The organism is Bradyrhizobium sp. SUTN9-2 (assembly GCF_003122645.1).
Taxonomy (GTDB): Bacteria; Pseudomonadota; Alphaproteobacteria; order Rhizobiales; family Xanthobacteraceae; genus Bradyrhizobium; species Bradyrhizobium yuanmingense.
The window spans coordinates 7,278,525-7,298,773 of record NZ_LAXE01000001.1 but is presented as its reverse complement, the minus strand read 5'-3'; the positions used below and the strand labels follow the sequence as shown (position 1 = coordinate 7,298,773).

The 20,249-nt window shown below is 59.8% G+C and carries 21 protein-coding genes; 12 read left to right on the top strand and 9 right to left on the bottom strand.

Translation table 11 applies throughout. The features are described from left to right. Window positions 1-157 precede the first annotated feature (157 nt). Together XF30_RS33770 and XF30_RS37925 are read left to right on the top strand one after the other, a co-directional pair. A complete protein-coding gene (locus tag XF30_RS33770; RefSeq protein WP_036035522.1) occupies window positions 158-400 on the top strand; it encodes a hypothetical protein in 243 nt (80 codons plus the stop codon). 97 nt (window positions 401-497) lie between these two features. Further along, entirely contained in the window at window positions 498-740 is a 243-nt protein-coding gene (locus tag XF30_RS37925) for a hypothetical protein (RefSeq protein WP_128262894.1), read from the top strand. Between the two features lie 46 nt (window positions 741-786). On the opposite strand, the gene XF30_RS33765 is transcribed toward XF30_RS37925, so the two are convergent. After that, complete coding sequence (locus XF30_RS33765) at window positions 787-1,164, bottom strand: hypothetical protein (RefSeq protein WP_244609069.1); 378 nt, start codon at window positions 1,162-1,164, stop codon at window positions 787-789. A gap of 416 nt (window positions 1,165-1,580) precedes the next feature. Here XF30_RS33765 and XF30_RS33760 point away from each other — a divergent pair, with 416 nt between their 5' ends. Further along, window positions 1,581-1,958, top strand: coding sequence for a hypothetical protein (locus XF30_RS33760; RefSeq protein WP_109145093.1), 378 nt, complete (start codon window positions 1,581-1,583; stop codon window positions 1,956-1,958). A 1-nt stretch (window position 1,959) separates the two neighbouring features. Here the strand turns inward: XF30_RS33760 and XF30_RS33755 are convergent, their stop codons facing one another. Together XF30_RS33755 and XF30_RS33750 are read right to left on the bottom strand one after the other, a co-directional pair. Continuing rightward, window positions 1,960-2,613 carry a hypothetical protein gene (locus tag XF30_RS33755; RefSeq protein ID WP_036011260.1) on the bottom strand — a complete coding sequence of 218 codons (654 nt, stop codon included), beginning with the start codon at window positions 2,611-2,613 and terminating at the stop codon, window positions 1,960-1,962. Between the two features lie 20 nt (window positions 2,614-2,633). Next, a complete protein-coding gene (locus XF30_RS33750; protein ID WP_109145092.1) occupies window positions 2,634-3,371 on the bottom strand; it encodes a metallophosphoesterase family protein in 738 nt (245 codons plus the stop codon). Between the two features lie 192 nt (window positions 3,372-3,563). Here XF30_RS33750 and XF30_RS33745 point away from each other — a divergent pair, with 192 nt between their 5' ends. Further along, window positions 3,564-4,190 (top strand): transglutaminase-like cysteine peptidase, encoded by a 627-nt coding sequence (locus XF30_RS33745; protein WP_109145091.1) that lies wholly within the window; start codon window positions 3,564-3,566, stop codon window positions 4,188-4,190. Between the two features lie 213 nt (window positions 4,191-4,403). On the opposite strand, the gene rfbB is transcribed toward XF30_RS33745, so the two are convergent. After that, a complete protein-coding gene (gene rfbB / locus XF30_RS33740; RefSeq protein WP_109145090.1) occupies window positions 4,404-5,468 on the bottom strand; it encodes a dTDP-glucose 4,6-dehydratase in 1,065 nt (354 codons plus the stop codon). Window positions 5,469-5,488: 20 nt separating this feature from the next. Next, complete coding sequence (gene rfbA, locus XF30_RS33735) at window positions 5,489-6,364, bottom strand: glucose-1-phosphate thymidylyltransferase RfbA (RefSeq protein ID WP_109145089.1); 876 nt, start codon at window positions 6,362-6,364, stop codon at window positions 5,489-5,491. Between the two features lie 104 nt (window positions 6,365-6,468). On the opposite strand from rfbA, the gene rfbC reads away from it, so the two are divergent. Together rfbC and rfbD are read left to right on the top strand one after the other, a co-directional pair. Then, a complete protein-coding gene (gene rfbC / locus XF30_RS33730; protein WP_109145088.1) occupies window positions 6,469-7,023 on the top strand; it encodes a dTDP-4-dehydrorhamnose 3,5-epimerase in 555 nt (184 codons plus the stop codon). Continuing rightward, a complete protein-coding gene (rfbD, locus tag XF30_RS33725) occupies window positions 7,023-7,928 on the top strand; it encodes a dTDP-4-dehydrorhamnose reductase (protein WP_109145087.1) in 906 nt (301 codons plus the stop codon). The genes rfbC and rfbD overlap by 1 nt, the downstream gene beginning before the upstream one ends. A gap of 106 nt (window positions 7,929-8,034) precedes the next feature. Here rfbD and XF30_RS33720 read toward each other — a convergent pair whose 3' ends face one another. The 3 genes from XF30_RS33720 to XF30_RS33710 all read right to left on the bottom strand — a co-directional run bounded on the left by XF30_RS33720 (window position 8,035) and on the right by XF30_RS33710 (window position 10,182). Further along, window positions 8,035-9,303 carry a hypothetical protein gene (locus tag XF30_RS33720; RefSeq protein ID WP_109145086.1) on the bottom strand — a complete coding sequence of 423 codons (1,269 nt, stop codon included), beginning with the start codon at window positions 9,301-9,303 and terminating at the stop codon, window positions 8,035-8,037. An 84-nt stretch (window positions 9,304-9,387) separates the two neighbouring features. After that, window positions 9,388-9,663 (bottom strand): hypothetical protein, encoded by a 276-nt coding sequence (locus tag XF30_RS33715; protein WP_109145085.1) that lies wholly within the window; start codon window positions 9,661-9,663, stop codon window positions 9,388-9,390. Window positions 9,664-9,738: 75 nt separating this feature from the next. Next, complete coding sequence (locus XF30_RS33710; protein WP_244609068.1) at window positions 9,739-10,182, bottom strand: hypothetical protein; 444 nt, start codon at window positions 10,180-10,182, stop codon at window positions 9,739-9,741. A 404-nt stretch (window positions 10,183-10,586) separates the two neighbouring features. On the opposite strand from XF30_RS33710, the gene XF30_RS33705 reads away from it, so the two are divergent. The 6 genes from XF30_RS33705 to XF30_RS33680 all read left to right on the top strand — a co-directional run bounded on the left by XF30_RS33705 (window position 10,587) and on the right by XF30_RS33680 (window position 18,067). Continuing rightward, window positions 10,587-11,789, top strand: coding sequence for a polysaccharide biosynthesis/export family protein (locus XF30_RS33705; RefSeq protein ID WP_109145084.1), 1,203 nt, complete (start codon window positions 10,587-10,589; stop codon window positions 11,787-11,789). A 9-nt stretch (window positions 11,790-11,798) separates the two neighbouring features. Further along, entirely contained in the window at window positions 11,799-12,542 is a 744-nt protein-coding gene (locus XF30_RS33700; RefSeq protein ID WP_244609067.1) for a hypothetical protein, read from the top strand. A gap of 28 nt (window positions 12,543-12,570) precedes the next feature. After that, window positions 12,571-14,085 (top strand): O-antigen ligase family protein, encoded by a 1,515-nt coding sequence (locus tag XF30_RS33695; protein WP_109145083.1) that lies wholly within the window; start codon window positions 12,571-12,573, stop codon window positions 14,083-14,085. A 133-nt stretch (window positions 14,086-14,218) separates the two neighbouring features. Continuing rightward, complete coding sequence (locus XF30_RS33690; RefSeq protein ID WP_244609066.1) at window positions 14,219-14,800, top strand: hypothetical protein; 582 nt, start codon at window positions 14,219-14,221, stop codon at window positions 14,798-14,800. Between the two features lie 251 nt (window positions 14,801-15,051). Further along, on the top strand, window positions 15,052-17,313 hold the full coding sequence (locus tag XF30_RS33685; RefSeq protein WP_109145081.1) for a polysaccharide biosynthesis tyrosine autokinase: 2,262 nt from the start codon (window positions 15,052-15,054) through the stop codon (window positions 17,311-17,313). A gap of 184 nt (window positions 17,314-17,497) precedes the next feature. After that, entirely contained in the window at window positions 17,498-18,067 is a 570-nt protein-coding gene (locus XF30_RS33680; RefSeq protein WP_158284438.1) for a hypothetical protein, read from the top strand. A gap of 480 nt (window positions 18,068-18,547) precedes the next feature. Here XF30_RS33680 and XF30_RS33675 read toward each other — a convergent pair whose 3' ends face one another. Next, entirely contained in the window at window positions 18,548-20,053 is a 1,506-nt protein-coding gene (locus XF30_RS33675; RefSeq protein ID WP_109145079.1) for an undecaprenyl-phosphate glucose phosphotransferase, read from the bottom strand. Window positions 20,054-20,249 lie beyond the last annotated feature (196 nt).

The window sequence follows — 20,249 nt, the reverse complement described above, 5'->3', positions numbered from 1 at the left end:
TGCCGTTTCGCTAGGTTTTTTCACCCCGGATCGCGTCGGTTGCGGTGAAACACGCTGATGCTCCGGCCGCAAAGGTCCTGCGCGGTCGTTTCGTAGCGCTTGCTTTTGGGCGGAAACCTGTGACATTTCGACCGGCTCCTTCTTCCGGTGTGTGACCATGCGCGGCATTTTGACAGCAATCATGTTTTTGGCCTTTCTGGTTCAGTCTGCTTCTGCACAAGGGACCAAGGATCAGGCCAACACGACTAGCTCCAGCATCGTGACGACGACCGACAAAAAGAAGCAGACCACCCAGGCTGCCTCGCGGCCTACGGCTGTCCGGAACGTGGGTAGCGGTTCTACCGGACAGGCGGCCCAAGGTGTCTGGAGGAATGGCAAGCTGATCGCGGTGCCTCGCTGAGGTCACCCGTACCGCGGTGAGGTCGCGCAACGAACCGTGATGCCGTCGTGAAGGAACGGTCTTCGCCTCCCTGACGTTCTTGCTCGGGAGATATCGCATGAAACGAATAGTCTTGATCACACTCGCCCTTGTGGTGCCTGCGGGCGCCTGGGCCCAGGGCGTCAGCGATCCGTCGACGCCCAACCGCAATGTGATCATCGTCAACCCGTCGCAGCCCGCGCGTCCCAACGCGACGCCGAATATCCCGAGCCGGATCGAGCCTCCCGTGACGACTTACGGACGGGCCCGGCCCTATCACGGGAATACAACCCGGGGCAGCGGGTCGAGCCGCCGTTACTAAAGCGTTTCGGGCGAAGTAGGTACCCCTTCGCGCGTCGTGGGCCTGCCTATTGCGGGTTGACTTCGACCTCCAGAGTCGACGTCCCGGGATCATGACGGTTCTTGCCCGAAATCAGCAGCGTGAACTTGTCGGCGCCTCGCGCTTCCCTTTCTGCAGAATAGCGAAAGCCAGACCCGACCACCGCCAATTGTCCCCGTGATGGCCCGCTCACGACGGATACGTTGAAGATCTGCATATAAGACCAACGCAGTCCCTGAATGCAGTCGGCGCCAGGCGCGATCGACATCGTCCATTTCACGGTGTCTTGCGACAAAGCGAACGGTGTCCGCTCCTTGATGCAGACGGGGCTGGCGTGAGCCGTGAGGGCGGACATGGCATACGCCGCAACGGCAACACGCAACAACGATACCAGGCTTGCACACATTCTCGGCAACTCCATCGACAGATGCCGAAGTCTAGCAGCGATGGTCTAACGAGGCCTTAGAACGACGCTATTGTCCTTGCGGCGCTCATCCGACGTTGATCGCAGATAGGTCGATCATCGGTCGGCCTCTCTCCGGATCATGCCATACTAGACCTGTTTTGCCCGACGGATCAAGCCAGGACTTCGGAAAATACGTAAGTCATTGATTCGGTTGGTGCCGGCTACTGTGCATGGGGTTGTTTTTCGCTTTTTGAAGGGACGGCCGCTGCGTTCCGAAAATGTTGCAATTGGCAGCCGCATCAGCTGAAGTTGCGGCTGCCGCTCGGCCCGCCATCGGAGTCATCGGAGTGCGACCCGTCCGCTGCAAGTCCCTGTCAGACCGCCGGAGACCGGCGCGCGCGCCGGTTCAGGCGGCCGTGGCTGCCGCTGTCGGATTGGCTCTCTACGCCTGCCCGCTCTCGTGCCGTGCTCAGACCGAGCCGGAGCCGTCCATCAAGGACTATCTTCCGCCGAGCGAGCCGGAAGTCTCGCGCGACGAATGGCGGCAGCGCATCGAGGATGCGCGGCGCCGTGCCAAGGGGGTTGCGCGCGAGCGGCGCGAGCATCCGGAACTCTACAAGCCGGCTCCGGAAGATCCGGACCTCGTCGCGACCGAACGTCTGCTTCGCGACGACAGCCTGCAGCGAGGCGACATCGTCGCCACTAAGAAGGGCATGTTCGTCTACCAGGGGCGATCCGATCAGCCGCGCCGCGATCAGGACTTCGTGCCGGTCAACCCGAAATCGGTGCGCTGATTTAGTACCGCCGCAAGATCTCGTTGAATCTGGGATCGGTCACTTTCGTCGTCTCCAGCAGCAGCGACTTGCCTTGCGGAGTTGCCTGCACATAGGCCGCGATCAGCAGCGGCTCGTAGCGCGAGCGATTGGCCAGCGCCGACCGGATGTCGGATTGCGCCAGCAGCTTGATCTCCTCGTCGGTTGCCGCGGCGCTCGAGGTCACGGTGCGGACGCGTGAGAAGGCAACGTCGATCGGCACCGACCCGGTCAGGTACGACATCTTCACCGCAGGCGTGACCGCCTCGCCGGCCTGGGCCTGTAGCGTGCCGAGCGTGAGCCAGAGCGCCGGCCTGATCGGCGAAACTTTCAAGGCTGCCACGACAGCGGCTTGGGCCGTCTTGTTCTCGCTGGCCCTTCCGCCTGCCTCGGCCGACGGACGATGCAGAACGTCGGCGGCCATTGCCGCCGCATGATTTGCCAGGAGGTCGCCATCCCACGAAAAGGATGCCAGGCTGCCTGCGGCCGCGAGCTTGGCCTTGTCCGGCGGAATTTCGCCCGAGAACAAGTCGCTGGCGCGAAAGTTCGGCCGCACCAGATCGCCATAGAACGTTGTGCCGGCGTGGAGCGCCAGCGCGATCGCGGTCAAGATACCAATGGCGCGAAGCGTGATCACCGAAGTTGCGGCCTGAGCTTTCAAATTGCGAGAAGACTATCGCCTTGGATCGTCAACAGGGTCAAGTTGCCGGTCGCATAAGCGCCGGTGTCGATGTTGATGCGATTCGACCGGATATCGGGCGCGCTGACCGGCGTATGGCCGTGCACGACATATTTGCCGAAGCGCTCCTCGGAGGCGAGGAATTCCTCGCGGATCCAGAGCAGGTCCTCATCCTTCTGGCGATCGAGCGGGACGCCCGGTTTGACGCCGGCATGGACGAAGAAGAAGTCGCCGCAGGTAAAGGACGAGGGCAATTGCTGGAGGAAGGCGAGATGCTCCGGCGGGAGCGCACGTCTCAGTCCCTCGATCAGTTCGACCTGCTGCTCCGCGGAAGGGTTCATCGTCGGCGTGACGCCATAGGAGACCAGCGTCAGCAGGCCGCCATAGTGGCGCCACTCCTGCAGGCGGGCGGGGTCCTTGAGCACCTCGAGCAGGAAGACCTCGTGATTGCCCTTCAAACAGACCGTCTCGTGCGACTTCGAGCGTTCGATCAGGAGATCAAGAACGGCGCGTGAGTCCGGGCCGCGGTCGACATAGTCACCGAGAAAGACCTGAATGGCGCGTTGCGGCGCCGAGCGGGCCAAGTCGGCGTCGATCACGGTTAACAGCGATTGAAGCAAGTCGGCGCGGCCATGCACGTCGCCGATCGCATAGACGCGGACGCCATCGGGAAGCCGCGGCTTGGTCTTCTTGCGAAAGCGGGAGGAAAGGCCCATCGGGTCGGTCGAATCGCATCCAGCGTCACGAGCGGAAGTCGTGACCGCTCTTAGCAGAACAAGTCACACATCGGTATTCTTAATTGTTTCCGACCGATGAGCCCGCATTTTGATTAAAGCCTCGCGTGGCCTTTGAGCCGTATTTCAAGAGGTCTCGCGTAGCGTCTCCCCAACAAGAACGGGGAGCGCGACATGCGCAAAGTTGTGAAGTTCCTGGCGGCCGTCGCCGCCATCGTCCTTGCTGCGGGGGTGCAGCAGAAAGCGGAAGCCGCCTTCGTCGGGGCGCCCCTGGGGCTGCGTGGTGCCATCCACTACATCAAGTTCGACCAGCCGACGCTGCCGCCGATGGCGTTCACGCTCTTCTGCCTGAAGTACAAGGACGAGTGCAAGCCGCGGCCGCAGCGGATCGTCTTCCGGGGCGGCCGCCTGAAGCTGACGGCCGAGCGCATGGCGCAGATGCAGGAGGTCAACCAGCGGGTCAACACCGCGATCCGCCCCGAGGCCAACCTGGAAGGGCTGCGCGGCGAAAAGTGGCTGCTGCATCCGGCGAGCGGCGACTGCAACGATTACGCCGTGACAAAACGCCACGATCTGATCGCCAAGGGCTTTCCGGCGCGCTCGGTGCTGCTGAGCGAGGTCGTGACCAGCTGGGGCGAGCATCATCTCGTGGTCGTGGTGCGCACCTTCTCCGGCGATCTCGTGCTGGACAATCTCTCCGGCCACATCATGCCGTGGTCGAAGAAGCCCTATCGCTGGGTCCGCATTCAGTCGCCCAAGAATCCGAACTACTGGGCCTCGCTCGGCGACCGCGCGGTCTGATCACCCGCGCGCTATCGTGATCCGGATTGGCTGACGCTCTGCGATAGCCCGAGGCCCACAACTCAACCGTCCGTCGCACCTTCAGGAAAGGAGATGCGATGAATCTATTTGCGAGCAGGTCGTCCCAAGAGGTCCGACGAGAGGATTATAGTTCGTTCTGGACAGCGGTTGCGGACTACGGTCAGTTCAACGGCAGAAGCTTCATTTCACCAATTACCCCAGTCCGATCCGCGCCTGCTTATACCCGCGGTCAAGGATGTTTTGCCACCAGAATCGGTTGTTCAGATACCAACCTACTGTCTTCTCGATGCCACTCTCGAAGTTCTCTTCTGCTTTCCAGCCCAGTTCGCCTTCCAGTTTCGATGCATCGATCGCGTAACGGCGATCATGTCCCGGACGGTCTGCAACGAACGAGATTAGCCGCCGATGCGGGCCCTCTGCAGCGGGAGTCAATCGATCGAGTAGATCGCAGATCGTCTCAACGACGTACAGATTCGTGCGCTCATTGCGCCCGCCAATGTTGTAAGTCTCACCGGGGGCGCCACGCTCGAGAACCAGAGTTAGTGCTTTGGCGTGATCCTCGACGAATAACCAATCGCGTACGTTCTGACCATCACCGTAGACAGGCATGTTCTCGCCACGAAGGCCCTTGATGATCATATGCGGGATTAGCTTTTCCGGGAAATGATACGGACCATAATTGTTGGAGCAATTGGTCACGAGCGTCGGCAATCCATAGGTTTCCCTCCACGCGCGTACCAGGTGGTCAGAGGACGCCTTGCTTGCAGAGTAGGGTGAGTTCGGCGCGTAGGCTGTGGTCTCGGTGAAAAGGTCGTCCTTGCCTAACGAACCGAACACCTCGTCAGTGGAAATGTGCAAGAATCGGAATCGATCACGTCTCTCGGCTGAGAGCGAACGGTAGTGGCGGAGAGACTCTTGTAAGATAGTAAACGTGCCTACGATATTCGTCTGAATGAACTCACCAGGGCCATCGATCGAACGGTCGACGTGGCTTTCAGCGGCGAGGTTCATCACAGCATCAGGCTGATACTTATCAAACAGTCGTCGCAGGCCAGGGCCGTCACAGATGCATTGTCGCTCAAAGGCATAGTGCGGGTTGCCTGGAGCGCTCGGTAGCGAATCTAAATTGGCGGCGTAAGTCAGCTTGTCGATATTCACCACGCGCGCATGCGTGTCCCGCAACAGATGTCGGATTGCCGCCGAGCCGATAAAGCCTGCGCCACCGGTAACGAAAATCGTGGCCCCCTTGAAGCGCATGTCCCTTCTCCAGCAATGATTCAGCGCGAGTATGAACGCGCGATTGATCTCAAATACTCGCCATAGCTGCTCTTTGCAGACCTTTCAGCGACAGTCTCGAATTGCTGCAGCGAAATATAGCCTTGACGAAGTGCGATCTCCTCCGGACAGGCGATGCGCAGGCCCTGACGTTGCTCGAGAATCTGCACGAAATGGCTTGCCTCCACCAGGGAGGCGTGAGTCCCGGTGTCGAGCCATGCAAAGCCACGCCCAAGCACCTCAACGAAAAGATCGCCACGCTCGAGATAGGCCTTATTGACATCGGTAATCTCGATTTCCCCACGCGCCGAGGGTTTCACGTTCGCCGCGATCTCGAGTACATCGTTGTCATAAAAGTAAAGGCCAGTTACGGCGACATTGGACTTGGGCTTCTTCGGTTTTTCCTCGATCGAAAGCGCGCGTCCAGTTTCGTCGAGCTCGATCACGCCGTAGGCTTGCGGTTCATTTACGACGTAGCCAAATACCGTGGCCCCAGCTTTTCTAAATGCCGCGCTCGAAAGCATGCTGGGCAAGCCATGGCCGTAGAAAATATTGTCGCCGAGAATGAGTGCAACCGAATCTGAACCGACGAAGTCGCGTCCCACGATGAAGGCGTCAGCCAGCCCTCTCGGGGTATCCTGAGTGGCATAAGCGAAGTGCAATCCGAATTCTTCGCCATCGCCGAGAAGGCGCTGAAAGAGCGGTTTGTCTTGCGGGGTGGAAATGACAAGAATGTCCCTGATCCCTGCCAACATCAGAGTTGAAAGAGGATAGTAGATCATTGGCTTGTCGAAGACTGGGAGCAATTGCTTCGATACGACCGTAGTCACCGGGTACAGGCGGGACCCGGTACCACCAGCGAGGATAATCCCCTTCATAGCCCCTCACATGATTTACCCCTTGCAAACTAGCAGATAGCGTGCGTTGCACAACTTTGTTATGAATCTAGAGTAAATTGCAGCATGCCGGGTAGACGGTAAAGATGAATGTCATTGCAACGGAAATACCGGACGTCCTGATTGTTGAACCAAAGCTTTTTGGCGACGATCGCGGGTTCTTTCTGGAAACTTACCAGCTTCAGCGATATGCGTCGGCTGGTATTGCGCGACCTTTTGTTCAGGACAACATGTCTCGCTCAACGCAGGGTGTGCTGCGCGGCCTGCACCTACAAAATCCCCTTTCACAAGGAAAGCTCGTGAGCGCGTTGCGCGGTCGCGTGCTTGATGTTGCGGTCGATGTCCGAGTTGGCAGCCCATACTTTGGGCGGCATGTTGCGGTTGAATTAAGCGAGGAGAACCGACGTCAACTATGGATCCCGCGCGGCTTCGCTCACGGATTTCTTGTGCTCTCTGAGACGGCAGATTTCTTTTATAAGTGCGACGGTGTCTACAGTCCCCAGGATGAGATTGGAATACGCTGGGACGATCCGACGATCGCAATCGAATGGGGTATCAGTAGCCCGTCTTTGTCCGCTAAGGACGCGGCCGCTCCACTGCTTTCTCAGATGCAGAATCTGCCAATTTACGGGCAGATCTGATGCGAATTCTGCTTACTGGAGCTGCAGGGCAAATTGGTGGCGCACTTCTGCCTTTGCTCGGAGATAAGCACGATGTCGTTGCGCCCTTGCGTGCGCAATTTGATCTGTCGAAGCCGGAAGCTCTCCCAGGCAAACTGGATGAGTTTAGGCCAGATCTTATTGTCAATCCAGCGGCCTATACGGCAGTAGACAAAGCTGAGGATGAAGCCGCGCTTGCGTTCCAAATCAACCGAGATGCGCCGGCTGCCATGGCCGCTTGGGCCGCAGGCCGTGGCGTGCCGATGGTTCACTTCTCCACGGATTATGTATTCGACGGCAAAAGTCGCGATCTTTGGAGGGAAGACGATTCGACGGGACCTCTTTCTGTGTACGGTGCTAGCAAGCTCGCGGGTGAGACTGCAGTTCGTAGTGCTGGAGGGGCTCACTTGATCATAAGAACTGCATGGGTCTATGCAGCGCAGGGTGCAAATTTCATGCGAACGATGATCCGTCTTGCCAAAGAGCGCGATACGTTACGCGTCGTTGCTGACCAATTCGGAACCCCGACGACGGCAGCTACGATCGCTTCGACCTTTACTCGGATATTGGAGCAAGCCGAGCCTGACCTGCCTGGTAGCTTCGATCAATCCGAAGGACTGCTGCACCTCACAAATTCGGGGTCGGCGAGTTGGTGCGACTTTGCCAGTGCGATCATTGCGGGTGCGCAGTCTCGCGGTATTGAGTTAAAGGCGAGCGAAGTCATTCCGATCGCAACCAGCGATTATCCGACCAAGGCTGTGCGACCGGCCAATTCGCGGCTGGATTTACAACGTCTGAAGGAAGTTTACGATATCAAGACTCCCGCTTGGCAAAGCGCACTCGCCGATGAGCTAGACGCGTATGTGCTTCGAGAGCAGCGTTATTGATTGGGTTCACGGGTGACTTGTGGCTGTGCCGACCCGCCGAACCGACAGATGGTTGCCGCACCGTCCAGCCGCCATTTGGAAGGGCTGACAAGTCTGGCTGTCGCTCCTATCGTGTGAGCTGGCTGACGCTCTGCGACAGTCCGAGGCCCACGATCACCGAAAGACAGAGGATTGCTGCCGGGTGCAGTAATCCAGGACCGGCAAAGCTCTGAACGAGCGCAAACAAAACACAGGCCGCAGCCGAAGCGGGAAAGAACGAGTCGCGTCCGCGCTGCAGGGCGCCGACGAACAGGCGAACCAAAGCGAGCAGGCTCACCGCGATCATGGCGACCAAGCCGACCCAACCCATGGCCGCGAACACCGATATGGCCGCCGAGGGTGCGGTCAGGACGGCGCCGGCGTCGCTCTGATAGATCCTGCCCACCGCAGTAAAGGTCCCGGCGCCGGCGCCGAACCAGCGAGTGTCGGCCAACATCCGCTCGAGCGCAGCCTTCGTCTCGGCCCCCATCTCCGGGACGAGCCGCAGGAGTATCGGTCCGGAGTTCTTCTCGAAAAGGAAGGTCAGCACGATCGCCGCGCCCGCCAGGGCTGCCACCGACAAGGCGCTCGCGGCCAATGGCGACAGATCGAGTCTGCGGATGACGAGGATCAGCAGGATCAGCACGACGCCAAGGGCCGCTGCGATCGCGCTGTTCGTCCCTGATAACGAAAAGATCGCGGCGGCACTGACCAAGGCTCCGACCAGACCGCAAAGCCCAATCGCGACGGAGCGAATGACCGAATGATGCGTCTCCGCCCGTTCAGCGGCGAGCTGCATAGCCGCCAGATTGAGCATGAGGCCGAGCCCAGCCAGGCTCGTCGTGAGGTCATGGGGGACGGATCCGGCAAGCGCCGGCGAGAGCCGATGCAGGACTAACATCAAGGCGGAGATCGCGGTTACGCCGCTCAGCACGAACAGAACCAGCTCGGCACGGCCGCGGTTGCGGACCACCAGGATCGCGACGCCGAGCAATGAGATCGCGGCAAGCGCCAGCAGCAGCGCATTCACCGTCAAGCCGATATCGGCCGTGATCGGCCCGAGCGACAGGCCACCGATCACCTCGTGGGCGCTGGCCCAGATCGGATGCGCAACGCGGAGCGGAAGCGGAGCGAGCTGGGCCACGATGCACAGCGGAATGGCGACTAAAATCCAGCGGCCCCAGAAGGTCGCACGCACATAGTGCTCGTAGTCGGCCTTGCGCGAGCTCGAGGCCGCGGCCAGCAGGCCTAGCGCTGCGGCCATCGTCCCGAGCTGCGCACCGAACGCGGCGCCGGCGATTTCGAGAGCGGAAGCGGAAACGATGGAAACGATGAGGGCGAAATAGGCGAGGGACAAACGGCGCGCTCGAAGGGAATCCTGAAACGGTCAGGTCACCATACAAGCGAGCGGTGCGTTTTCAAACAGAGGCCTGCGTCACAATCAGCGGGTGGCCTTGACCGGTCGACCGAAGACGCGGATCGCGCGTGCGGCGGCAAGGGCAAAGCGCGCCCCCGAACCGAAGAGGTAACCGCCCTGGAGGGCGATGGCGGCGAACGCCGCGGCTTTCATGCCTTCAAGGAAGCCAAGGCTGGTCATCATGCTGACCGGCAGCACGGTGAGCACGAGCGCAAATGTGACCGGCAGGAGCACAAACACGCGAAAGCGTTGGCCCAGCACGGCCCCTGTGAGAAAGCTGAAAGTCAAAAAGGCGGTCATCCGAAACACTCTCCGTGCTCCGGACCCTAGGTTCGCCGCCTAAAAAGACCCTTAAGTCGTATGGCTAAATTTGGCCTATTGGCCGCAATTTGCCAGCAGCGAGTGGTAGGCCTCCCGCAGCCCGTTGAGCGCCACCATACCCGTGATCTCGCTGTCGCCTTCCCTGACCACCACCGACAGGGAGACCGTCGTCTGCCACTTCCCGGCGGCAAAGGCCGAGACCTCGTCGGGCAACAGCACGGCCGCGCCCGCGGCCGCCATGCTGGCATCAAAGGTCAAGGTGCCGCCGCCGCTCGCAGCAATGGTCACCTTGGGGCGGCTCCGGGGCGGGAAGGGCCGGATCAGCGCGATCAGCACGTCGACCTTCCCCTTCGGGGCGCAACGGACGATCAGGCCGGCAAAGTCCGGGTCCGACTGGGTCGTGTCGGCGGTCTTCGTGATGGCCGCGAAGCTTTCGCCGTCCTTGGCTCCTTGGGTTCGGGTGAATTTCCAGACGGAGGAATGGGCCGGGGCGGCCACGGCAACGACCGGTAAATCGAGACAGGAGGCCGCCGCGCTGCCAGGGCAGGGGGCGGTAGGGCCCAGGGGGCGATCGGCGGCACCGAGGAGGGAGCCCGCCAACAGCGGGATCAGAAGGACGCCTGACACGGAGATTCCTGCTCTTAACGGCCCAGCCTTAGCAGACGGTGGCTTGGTCAAGAAGCCTTGCACTTGACACATCGAGCCCTTGAGTCGGGCGGTTTGCTCTCGAACGGGGCACACGAAATACAACAAATAGTCACAAAGGGTTAAACTAGGCCCGAAAGAGTGGCCCACACGCAACAGTGGCCGACGGATCGCTCCGTTAACCAGCGGGAACCCTTGTCGCACCACCCCCTAGGCCGTACCAATTTACGTCACTTGGGGACCCACGGGCGCGATTCATGTCATCTATTGCCAAGACCTATGTGTTGAAGCCAGCTTTTCTGCTGGCCGCTTTAGCGATCGGGGCCTGCTCGACCAATCCGGGGTCGGGACCGCTGACCGACGACGTCAACAACAAGATCCAGACGGAAAACGCGCCGGCCTACGAGCTGGTGCCGCTCAATCCGGCGACCGTGAAGATCCTGCACACCCACGAGCCCAAGGGCCTAGCCGGCGTCTTCACCGACCGCCGCCCGCCTGCCAGCATCGTGTTCGGCATCGGCGACGTCGTCAGCGTCACCATCTTCGAAGCCGCAGCAGGCGGTCTGTTCATCCCGGCGGAAGCCGGTGTCCGCCCGGGTAACTATGTGACGATCCCGGATCAGTCGGTCGACAATGATGGCTTCATCACCGTGCCCTATGCCGGTCAGATCAAGGCCGCGGGCCTGACGGCCGTCCAAATCCAGCGCGCGATCGTCGAGAGGATCGGCAACCGCGCCATCGAGCCGCAAGCGGTCGTGGCGATGTCCTCGCAGCGCACCCAGCTGATCAGCGTGCTCGGCGAGGTCAATTCGCCGGCGCGTTATCCGGCGAGCGCGGCGGGCGCGAAGGATCGCGTGCTCGATGCGATCACCCGCGCCGGCGGCATCAAGGGCCAGGGCTTCGAGACCTGGGTCATGCTGGAGCGCGGCGGACGTCGGGCCACCGTGCCGTTCGAGAATCTCGTGATGGCGCCCGAGAACAACGTCTATGTGCGGCCCGACGACAGTATCTACGTCTATCGCGAGCAGCAGAAGTTCCTGGCGTTCGGCGCCAGCGGCCAGAGCGGCGAGTTCAACTTCGACGCCTGGCGCATCAACCTCGGCGAAGCCGTCGGCAAGGCCGGCGGTCTGCTGGACGGCCAAGCCGATCCGGCTGCCGTGTACCTTTATCGCCGCGAGCCGCGCGAGGTTGCGGCCCAACTCGGCATCGACGTGAGCAAGTACACCTCGGAGACGATCCCGGTTATCTTCAACGTGAACTTCCGCGATCCAGGCGGCTTCTTCCTCGCCACCAAGGTCATGATGAAAAACGGCGACATCATCTACGTCTCGAACTCGCGCAACGTCGAAGTTGCCAAGTTCCTGAACTACCTGCGTGTGATCATGGCGACCGGCAGCGATAGCATCAATCTCGCCAACGACGCCCTGATCTTCCGCAACAACATCAAGCTGGCGCCGTAAGACGCCGACTTGATCGACCAAATCGATGGCACCGGGGCTTTGTCCCGGTGCCATTTTCGTTTAGCAATCGAGGCGGTTCTGCTGTGCCGACAAGCCCGGGATCTGGATCAAGGCGCCACTCGGCACGGGCGCGCCGGTCATCAGTCACCCCGCGGCTTTGCAAGGGGCTTCATGCGCTTTCGAGCATTCTGGCATCCTTTGGCTCTCGTCCCTTTCGCCGTCGCGCTTGCACCGGTCGGGCCGGTGCTCGGCGCTGCCGCAGAGATGGGCGTCCGCCATCGCATCGATGTGATGGTTTCCGCCGAGCCGGATGCTCCCGTCCTGTCGCGCCTCAAGGGCGCCAGGGGCGAGCTGTCCTTCACGGTTCGCCTCTCGGCGAACTCCAAGGAGAGCAAGTTCTTCGGGATGCTGCGCCCGTCCTTCCCCGACATCGTCGTGCCCGATGGCCCGGGCAAGCCACTGGTGCAGCAGACCAAGCTCTGGGAGGAGGATGTCTGCCATCAGCGCCGCGGCCTGCCGAAGGTCACGGTGACCCAGCTCGGCGGGCATTTTGCGCAAGGGGAGGGGCGGATCGAGATATCCGCCATCAACCGCCACATCGGCGTTCTGGTCCCGCCCGACGAATTAACCCCCGGAATAAAACTCGATCAGGGGAGTGATAGTTTTGGATTATTCTACGCGTTCCGCGCGCAGAGCCGGAACAGCCGCCTCAACGTGGATCTGAAGATCTATCCGATCGATTGCTTCCTCTAAGCCCAGAGCACAGCTCGCAAAAACGACGATGCGCCTTTGGCTTCCCAAAATTCGCTGGTCGTGGAGCTTGCCCGCGACCTTCATCCTGTTCTTCGTGGCCGCCGGTGCGCCGTTTCCGTTCGGCTCGACCAATGATCTCTCGATCACGTTCTGGTGCCTGTGTCTCGGCATCGCGGTGATCTTCGCGCCCACGCGCGATCTGCGCACGCATCATCTGTGGCTGCTCGCCGGCATCGGCGTAATCGTCGCCGCTTACGCTTTCGTGCTGCACGAGCAGCTCTCCGACCATCCCTGGGTCGCGCCGTTCCAGCCGATCTGGAAGCAGGCCTCGGATCTGCTCGGCGTGCCGATCGCCCCGTCCGCGTCCATCGTCAAGAACGAGGCGTTCTTCGCGCTCGGCGCGCCGCTCGCCAACATCCTCGCCATCGTGCTCGGCATTACCGTCTGCGCCGACCGGACGCGCGCGCGCCGCCTGCTCTGGGTCATCGCGATCTCCGGCGCGGCCTACGCGCTCTATGGCGTTGCCTCGTTCCTGATCGAGCCGACCATGATCCTGTGGCGCGACAAGACCGCCTATCTCGGCAGCGTCACCGGCACCTTCATCAACCGCAACACGGCGGCAGCCTATTTCGGCTCGGCCGCGGTGATCTGGATGCTCTTGTTCCAGGAGGACGTCCGCCGCCGCCTGCCGGAGCGGCACATCGAATGGCGCCCCCTGTCGCTCGACCTGCGCGCGATCCCGCCGAAAGAGATCCTGCCGCAGCTCGCATGCTTCCTGATCTGCCTGATGGCGATGTTCATGACGGGATCGCGCGCCGGCGTCGGCCTGTCGCTGCTGGCGATGATCGTCGCCTTCACGCTGTTCCTGAGAAAGGACTTGCCGCCGCGCACCGGCATCTGGATCTCGCTCGGCGCAGGGCTCGCCGTCGCGCTCGGCCTGCTGCAGCTGCTAGGCGGCCGCGTCTCCAGCCGTTTCGACAGCCAGGGCCTGGTCGACGAAGGCCGCGTCGAGGCCTGGAAATCGACGCTGCGGATCGTCGCGGACAACCCGTGGTTCGGCACCGGCATGGGCACCTTCCGATGGGCCTTCCCGCCCTACCGCAGCCCGAGCATCTCGATTAGCGGCATCTGGGATTTCGCGCATTCGACACCGCTGGAGCTTGCCTCCGAGGTGGGCATTCCCATGGCGCTCGTGGTCGCGCTCGGCTGGGCCATCATGCTGCTGGTGCTGGCGCGGGGCGTGTTCGGCCGGCGGCGCGATGTCATCATCCCGCTTTCCGCCGCGGCCACCGCGACGCTGTCGCTGCTGCATTCGTGCCTCGACTTCACTCTCCAGGTGCCCGGCTACAGCATTCCGTTCTTTGCGCTTTTCGGCGCTGGCCTGGCCCAATCGTTCTCGAGCCGGAAGGGCCGCGCGAGCGCAGACGGTAGCGCCACCGCACCCCGAGAGTCGTCCGCAACCGTAGCCCAGCCCTGCGCAGCGAGCCCGGGTTTCACAAAACGGTCCAGATTGAAGCAGTTGCTCCGTTTACAAAGTTTTTAGTATAATTGGACAGCTTTTTCCTATTTCGCTAGGTTCTTGCAATGCACAGGCGTTTGCCCCCCGCCGAGCACGCAATCGGGGCAACTAATTTTCTGGAGGTTAATTTATGAGCGTTATCAGGAAAGCGCTTCGCATGGCTGCCGCCGCGGCCCTCGCCGCGACCATCTCGTCGTCTGTCAGCGCCGCCATTTACCCGCCGCAGCGTCAGCTGCCTGCCACCGTTATTACCGAGTTCAAGGCCGCTCCAACTGGCCTCCTGCAGCAATATCCGACCGGCGGCCCCCAGCTGATCTCGCGCGTGCGCGACCTCGGCGCTTCCGATCCGACCACGGTGCCCGGCCTAATTGCACTCCTGAAGGATCCCGCGACCACCAAGGATCAGATGAACGCGATTGTCGCTGGCCTCGCTCAGCTCGCGCGCATGGCCGCGCAGCAGGATCAGGCCTTTGCCAATGAAATCCAGGCGGCGATCGCCGGCACCGGTAATCCCGAAGTAATCGCCGCCTATCAGGCCGCGATCGGCGATGTCGCGATTGCCGCGACCGGCGCGGGCGGCGGCGGTACCGGAGCTGGCGGACCCACTGGCAACGGCTTCCCTACGGGCGGCGGCGGCGGCATCGTCGTCTTCGGCAACAACAGCACGCCCAACACCCCACCAAACGCCGGCGGCGGCAGCGTCGGCAGTGCCGCCAACAGCGTCAGCCCGGTGCGCTGAGAAATCCGGCTCGCGGCCGCCGATGACCTCTCGCGATTTGCGGCGCCAGCAGGCGCCGCTTTGTTTTTTGGCCGTTAAGCTTCCAGGAAAAAGTCGCGCAAGCGCGCCCTGCGCTGCATTGACCGGCGTTCAATTGCAGGCAGGATTGTGCTAATGCAGAGCGCCTTGCGTCGGGCTTGCTCCAGATCACCGCCGCGCTTTTGACACATCGATCCTTAGTCGACACATAATCTATTTTCAGGAATTCTTGGATGTTGCAGGTGAACAAGCCGATCTCGTCGATCAACCGAGAATATCCGGAGGTTGGAAACTCGTCGAACACGTTTGCTTATTACCTTGAAGTTGTCCGTCGACAGTACTTAGCCATGCTCGCCGTTGTCTTAGGCTGTCTGATCCTTGCGTCGCTTTATCTCTTCACCGCAGTTCCCCGCTTTACTTCAACAGTGTCGATGGTGATCGACACCAGAAAAGTACAGCTGTTTCAACAGCAATCGGTGCTCGGCGATGTCGCAATCGATTCGGCAACGGTCGAAACTCAAGTCGAGATCCTCAATTCCGAGAACATCAGCCTTGCCGTGATCCGCGAGCTGCGCCTCACGGACGACCCGGAGTTCACCGCCGGCGGGGGCCTGCTCGGTGCAATTGTGAGCTCGGTCGCCCGGCTTTTTTCAGGAGTTCAGCCGCCTCCTTCAGAATTAGAGCTGACTCGGGGTGCGCTGGGTCGGTTTGCCGGTAGTCGGCGGGTTAAGCGAGTGGGCCGAACGTATGTCATGGAAATCAGCTTCACGTCGCAAGATCCAGCGAAGGCCGCGCGCATCGCCAACGCGATCGCAGATGCTTATATTGTCGACCAGCTAGAAGCAAAATACCAGGCCACTCGCCGAGCCAGCGTCTGGCTGCAGGACCGTATTAAGGAACTTCGTATCCAAGCGTCCGCCGCGCAGAAAGCTGTGGTTGATTTCAAAATCGCTAACAATATCGTCGACACAGGCGGACGGTTGATGAATGAGCAGCAGCTCGCGGAGGTGAACAGCCAGCTCGTGCTGGCACACGCGTCCACAGCCGAAGCGAAGGCGCGGCTGGATCGCATGAACGATATTGTCAAACAGGAGATCCCCGATGCCTCAGTTGCCGACGCCTTGAGAAACGAGACGATTGTCAAGTTGCGCGGGCAATACGTCGATATGGCCTCCAAGGAATCAATCTGGTCGGCAAAATACGGATCGGATCATCTTGCAGCTGTGAATTTGCGGAGGCAGATGGCAGAAATCAGAAAGAATATTACAGATGAATTGAAGCGCATTCAGGAGTCCTACAAGAGCGACTACGATATTGCGCTCACGCGTGAACAGGCAGTCAAGTCGAGCCTCGCAAGCGTCGTCTCGGAAGCCCAGCTTACTAACCAAGCGCAAATTCAGCTCCGCGAACTCGAGAGCAGCGCGCAATCCTATCAGGCAATGTACGACAATTTCCTGCAACGCTATATGGAATCGGTGCAGCAGCAGTCCTTTCCGATCACCGAGGCGCGAGTAATCAGCGCGGCAACTGCCCCCCTCGGCAAAAGCCACCCGAAAACTTTGACAATTCTCGCGGAAGGCTTGGCCGCAGGCCTGATACTGAGCTTCGGTCTGGCCATGGCACGCGAATTGTCTGACAAGGTATTCAGAACTACCAGCCAAGTGGAGCAGTTACTCGGTACAAACTGCATCGCGATCCTTCCTGCCTTGGGCGAGGCCGGGGGGCCCTTCGCTATGGCCGGCAAGTTGGGAAGCACGCTGGGCAAGAGGCCTCGTCAACCTCTCGACCTATTGCGCTACGTAGTCGAGAATCCTCTCTCCCGATTCGCAGAGGCCGTGCGTTCGTTGAAGGTGGCTGTGGACCTCAACGGAATCGTGCGTGAGAATCGTGTGGTTGCAATCGTTTCGACCATGCCCAACGAGGGTAAAAGCACGCTCTCTACGAACCTTGCACAACTCATGGCACATGGTGGGGCACGAGTTATTCTGGTCGATGCGGACCTGCGGAATCCCTCATTGTCGCGCGACTTGGTGCCTGAAGCTCAGCTGGGTCTCCTCGACGTCATGTCCCGGAAGGCTCGACTAGAGGACGCCTTGACCATCGACCCTCAGACGAGTCTTTCGATTCTGCCCGCAGGCGTTACCTCGAAACTTTTGCATACCAATGAGGTTCTCGCCTCTAAGGCAATGAACGATCTCATTACGCAGTTGCGCTCAAAATTTGACTACGTGGTGCTCGACATGCCTCCGATTGCGCCGGTCGTCGACGCGCGCGTTGCCTCGTCCTTTGTCGATTCCTTTATCTTCGTGGTGGAGTGGGGGGAGACCAAGATAGACGTGGTGCAGCACTATCTTCGCGCTGCACCGGAGATCCAGGAAAAGTTGCTTGGAGTGGCTCTGAACAAGGCTAACACTGGGCTGCTCGCACGATATGAGTCTTATCACGGCCGCCGGTACTACCAGAAATACTATGCCCGCTATGGCTCTGCGGATTAGCGGCTTTCCAACGCGTCAGGCGCTGGTTGGTAGCCTAATGCTGCTGCTAGGCTCAGCCGGCATCTTTTGGTCGTCTATCGCTCTCCCACCATCTTTGCATATTGCGCCGGCCCGTGAGATTTCAGCGCGGATTATCGGGGATGATCGCTTCAAGCCCGAAGCCCTAGCAGAAATGCAGACACGCATGGCATTCATCTCGCAGCCAACTGTTATGCCGCCTGAGCTCACGTACACTAAGGCACTTTTAGCATTGCGCGCCGAAGAAGCGACGCAACGTTACAACTTGGATAAGGCCGATCAAAAAGTAGACTCCGCCGAAGTTTTGCTGAGGGCGGCCCTTGCGATAAATCCAAATGATTCCTTTCTTTGGCTGATGCTCTATTCGGTGGCGACGATGCGTCACGGATTCGACCTCAGATATCTCAGCTATCTCGAACAGTCTTATACGCTGGGAGCGAACGAAGGGTGGGTCGCTTTGCGTCGCAACAGTCTCGCACTAGCAAGTTCCCCGCTGTTAGATAGCGCCACGCAACGCAGTGCGAAATTAGAGTTTGCAGCCATTCTAAATAGTGGCTTTGTTGATGTCGCTGCAAATAATCTGATGCGAGTAGGTCCGGTTGCACGGGACAAACTTCTCAAGAGTTTGGATAGAGTAGACATTGCGCCACGGGAGGCCCTTGCCAGGAAATTATTACGGGATGGTGTGAGCGTCTCTGTGCCAGGGGTCAAGCTTGATGAGAGGCTTTGGCGATGAACTCACGATTGACAACTCGTGTGTGCCTTGCGCTGATTGTTGTTGGCCTACATACGGCAGTATCCATGTGCGTCAGCCGTGCGCAGACGAGCAATCTAAATGGGGCCCGGGCGACGTTGCAAGGACCTGGGGAGCAATCCGGCACACATATCAGTAGGGACGCGTTGAACAAACCTTGCTTGGATGTGGAAGCAATTGCGCGCCCACACGTCGCGACTTCGAGCCTTTTGGATCACGTGGTCAGCGTAAAAAATAGGTGTCCCAAGACCATAAAAGTGAAGGTTTGCTACTTTGGCTCTGACAGGTGCAACGATCTGACCGTGACCGGCTATGGTCGAGTGGACACCATACTAGGAACAATATCAGGTGTGAAATATTTCCGCTATTCTATCGCGGAACGAAAGGCGTGAGCTGCGGACCCCCTTGGGTGCATCGGCAAGTGGAAATTGATTGTCCTGTCATTGCACCCGTGCGCTGGACTCAGTAAGCCGACGGCTTCGTAACTGTTGCTGCGATGGTGCGCAGTAGAATTGAGACGTCAAGCATGAGGCTCCAGTTGTTGATATACCATAAGTCGTGCTCCACCCGCCTCTCCATGAGTTCAAGTGTACGGGTTTCGCCGCGATAGCCGTTAACTTGCGCCCAGCCAGTGATGCCGGGCTTAACGTGATGGCGGAACGCGTAATGTCCAATGATCCGCTCGTATTCGGAATTGTGGGCTGCAGCGTGAGGACGAGGGCCAACGAGCGACATCTCGCCGACAAGTACGTTGAATAGCTGTGGTAGCTCGTCGATCGACGTCTTGCGCAACCATTTACCGATGCTGGTCACGCGGGGATCATTTTTGCTCGCCTGCACAATGGTCGGACCATCCTCCAGAACGTGCATGGTGCGGAATTTGAAGATCCGGAAGGCGCCTCCGTTGAAGCCATTGCGTGTTTGACGGAAGAAGACCGGCCCACGCGAACTCGCTTTGATCAGAAGCGCAGTGAGTACCATGACCGGTGCGAAGACGATCAGGGCGAGCGAGGCACCGACGAGGTCGAAAGCGCGCTTCGTAAAGCGCTCCTTCCAACTCAGAGGTGCGCGCCTGAGTTCAGCCGTCCACGTGCTCCCGGCGTTGACTAAAGGGTACCTTAGAAAGCGCGAAACGTTCGCATCGGGGACCAGATGTATGGGGATGGGAAGTACCTTCAGAGTGTCCAAAATGCTATCAATTGCGTGCTGGCGGTCCCAGCCCATCAGCAGGAACACGTGCTCGATCTGATTCTGTCGCGCATATGTAGCCAACTCCTCCATACGGGAGCCGATTCGAGACATTAGAAGCGGCGATGCGAGGAGGCTGGTGCGGATCTCGAGCGTCCGCATCACACGATACCCGTGCTGGCAGAGTTCTATCATCGCGGTGGAAGAGGCGGGCAGTCCCATCTCGGCAATGAGCACGATGCGACTGTTGGCAAACGCGCCTTCACGCAATGCGCGCAACGTCAGACGGGAGGCGGTAGCCTTCCAAAGAAGGAGTGCTATGAGCCCGACCAAGTAAAACAATAATATCGCGCCTCGTGAGAACTCTTCGCTTACCTTCATCGTGAAGGCAATCGCAAGCAGCGCTGCAAACACAACGGTCCAAGTTACCGCCGCCAGGCGCCACTGCCGCCGCAGATTTGTAATGCTCTTTAACCGGTAGCCGTGCTGCACTGCGACCAGTAGGCCAAAATTGATCGCGACTAAGATGCTTGCCGCAGCATAGACGTCTGCTTTTCCGACAGCCGACCAAGAGGAAAGGTGATATATTACCGCACAAGCCACACCGCAGGTGACGATCACGATTCCGTCGGTAATCGCCAGAAGTCCCTCCGCGATTGCCGGCCGCAACCAAGTCGGACGTGACGAAGTGAATTTTGCTGTGGGGGCTTCGGAAATGTCGATGTCTAAGCCACCGTGCTCCGGACCGGGGCGGCTAGGCCGGATGGAAGTAACGGTCATTATGAAATCCGTCTTCTAGAAATTACTTGCTGGGAACTGTCGCGCATTCGAGCAAAGTGAGGGTCAAAACGATAGTTAGCAAAAAGTAACCCTACTACCCTCATCATAGGGATGCAAATGTAGGACCACTGCGGCTGGGGATGTAATTGGCTCGAACATTATCTCGTCGAAAGCAAGGCTTGAGGCTAAGATTTCT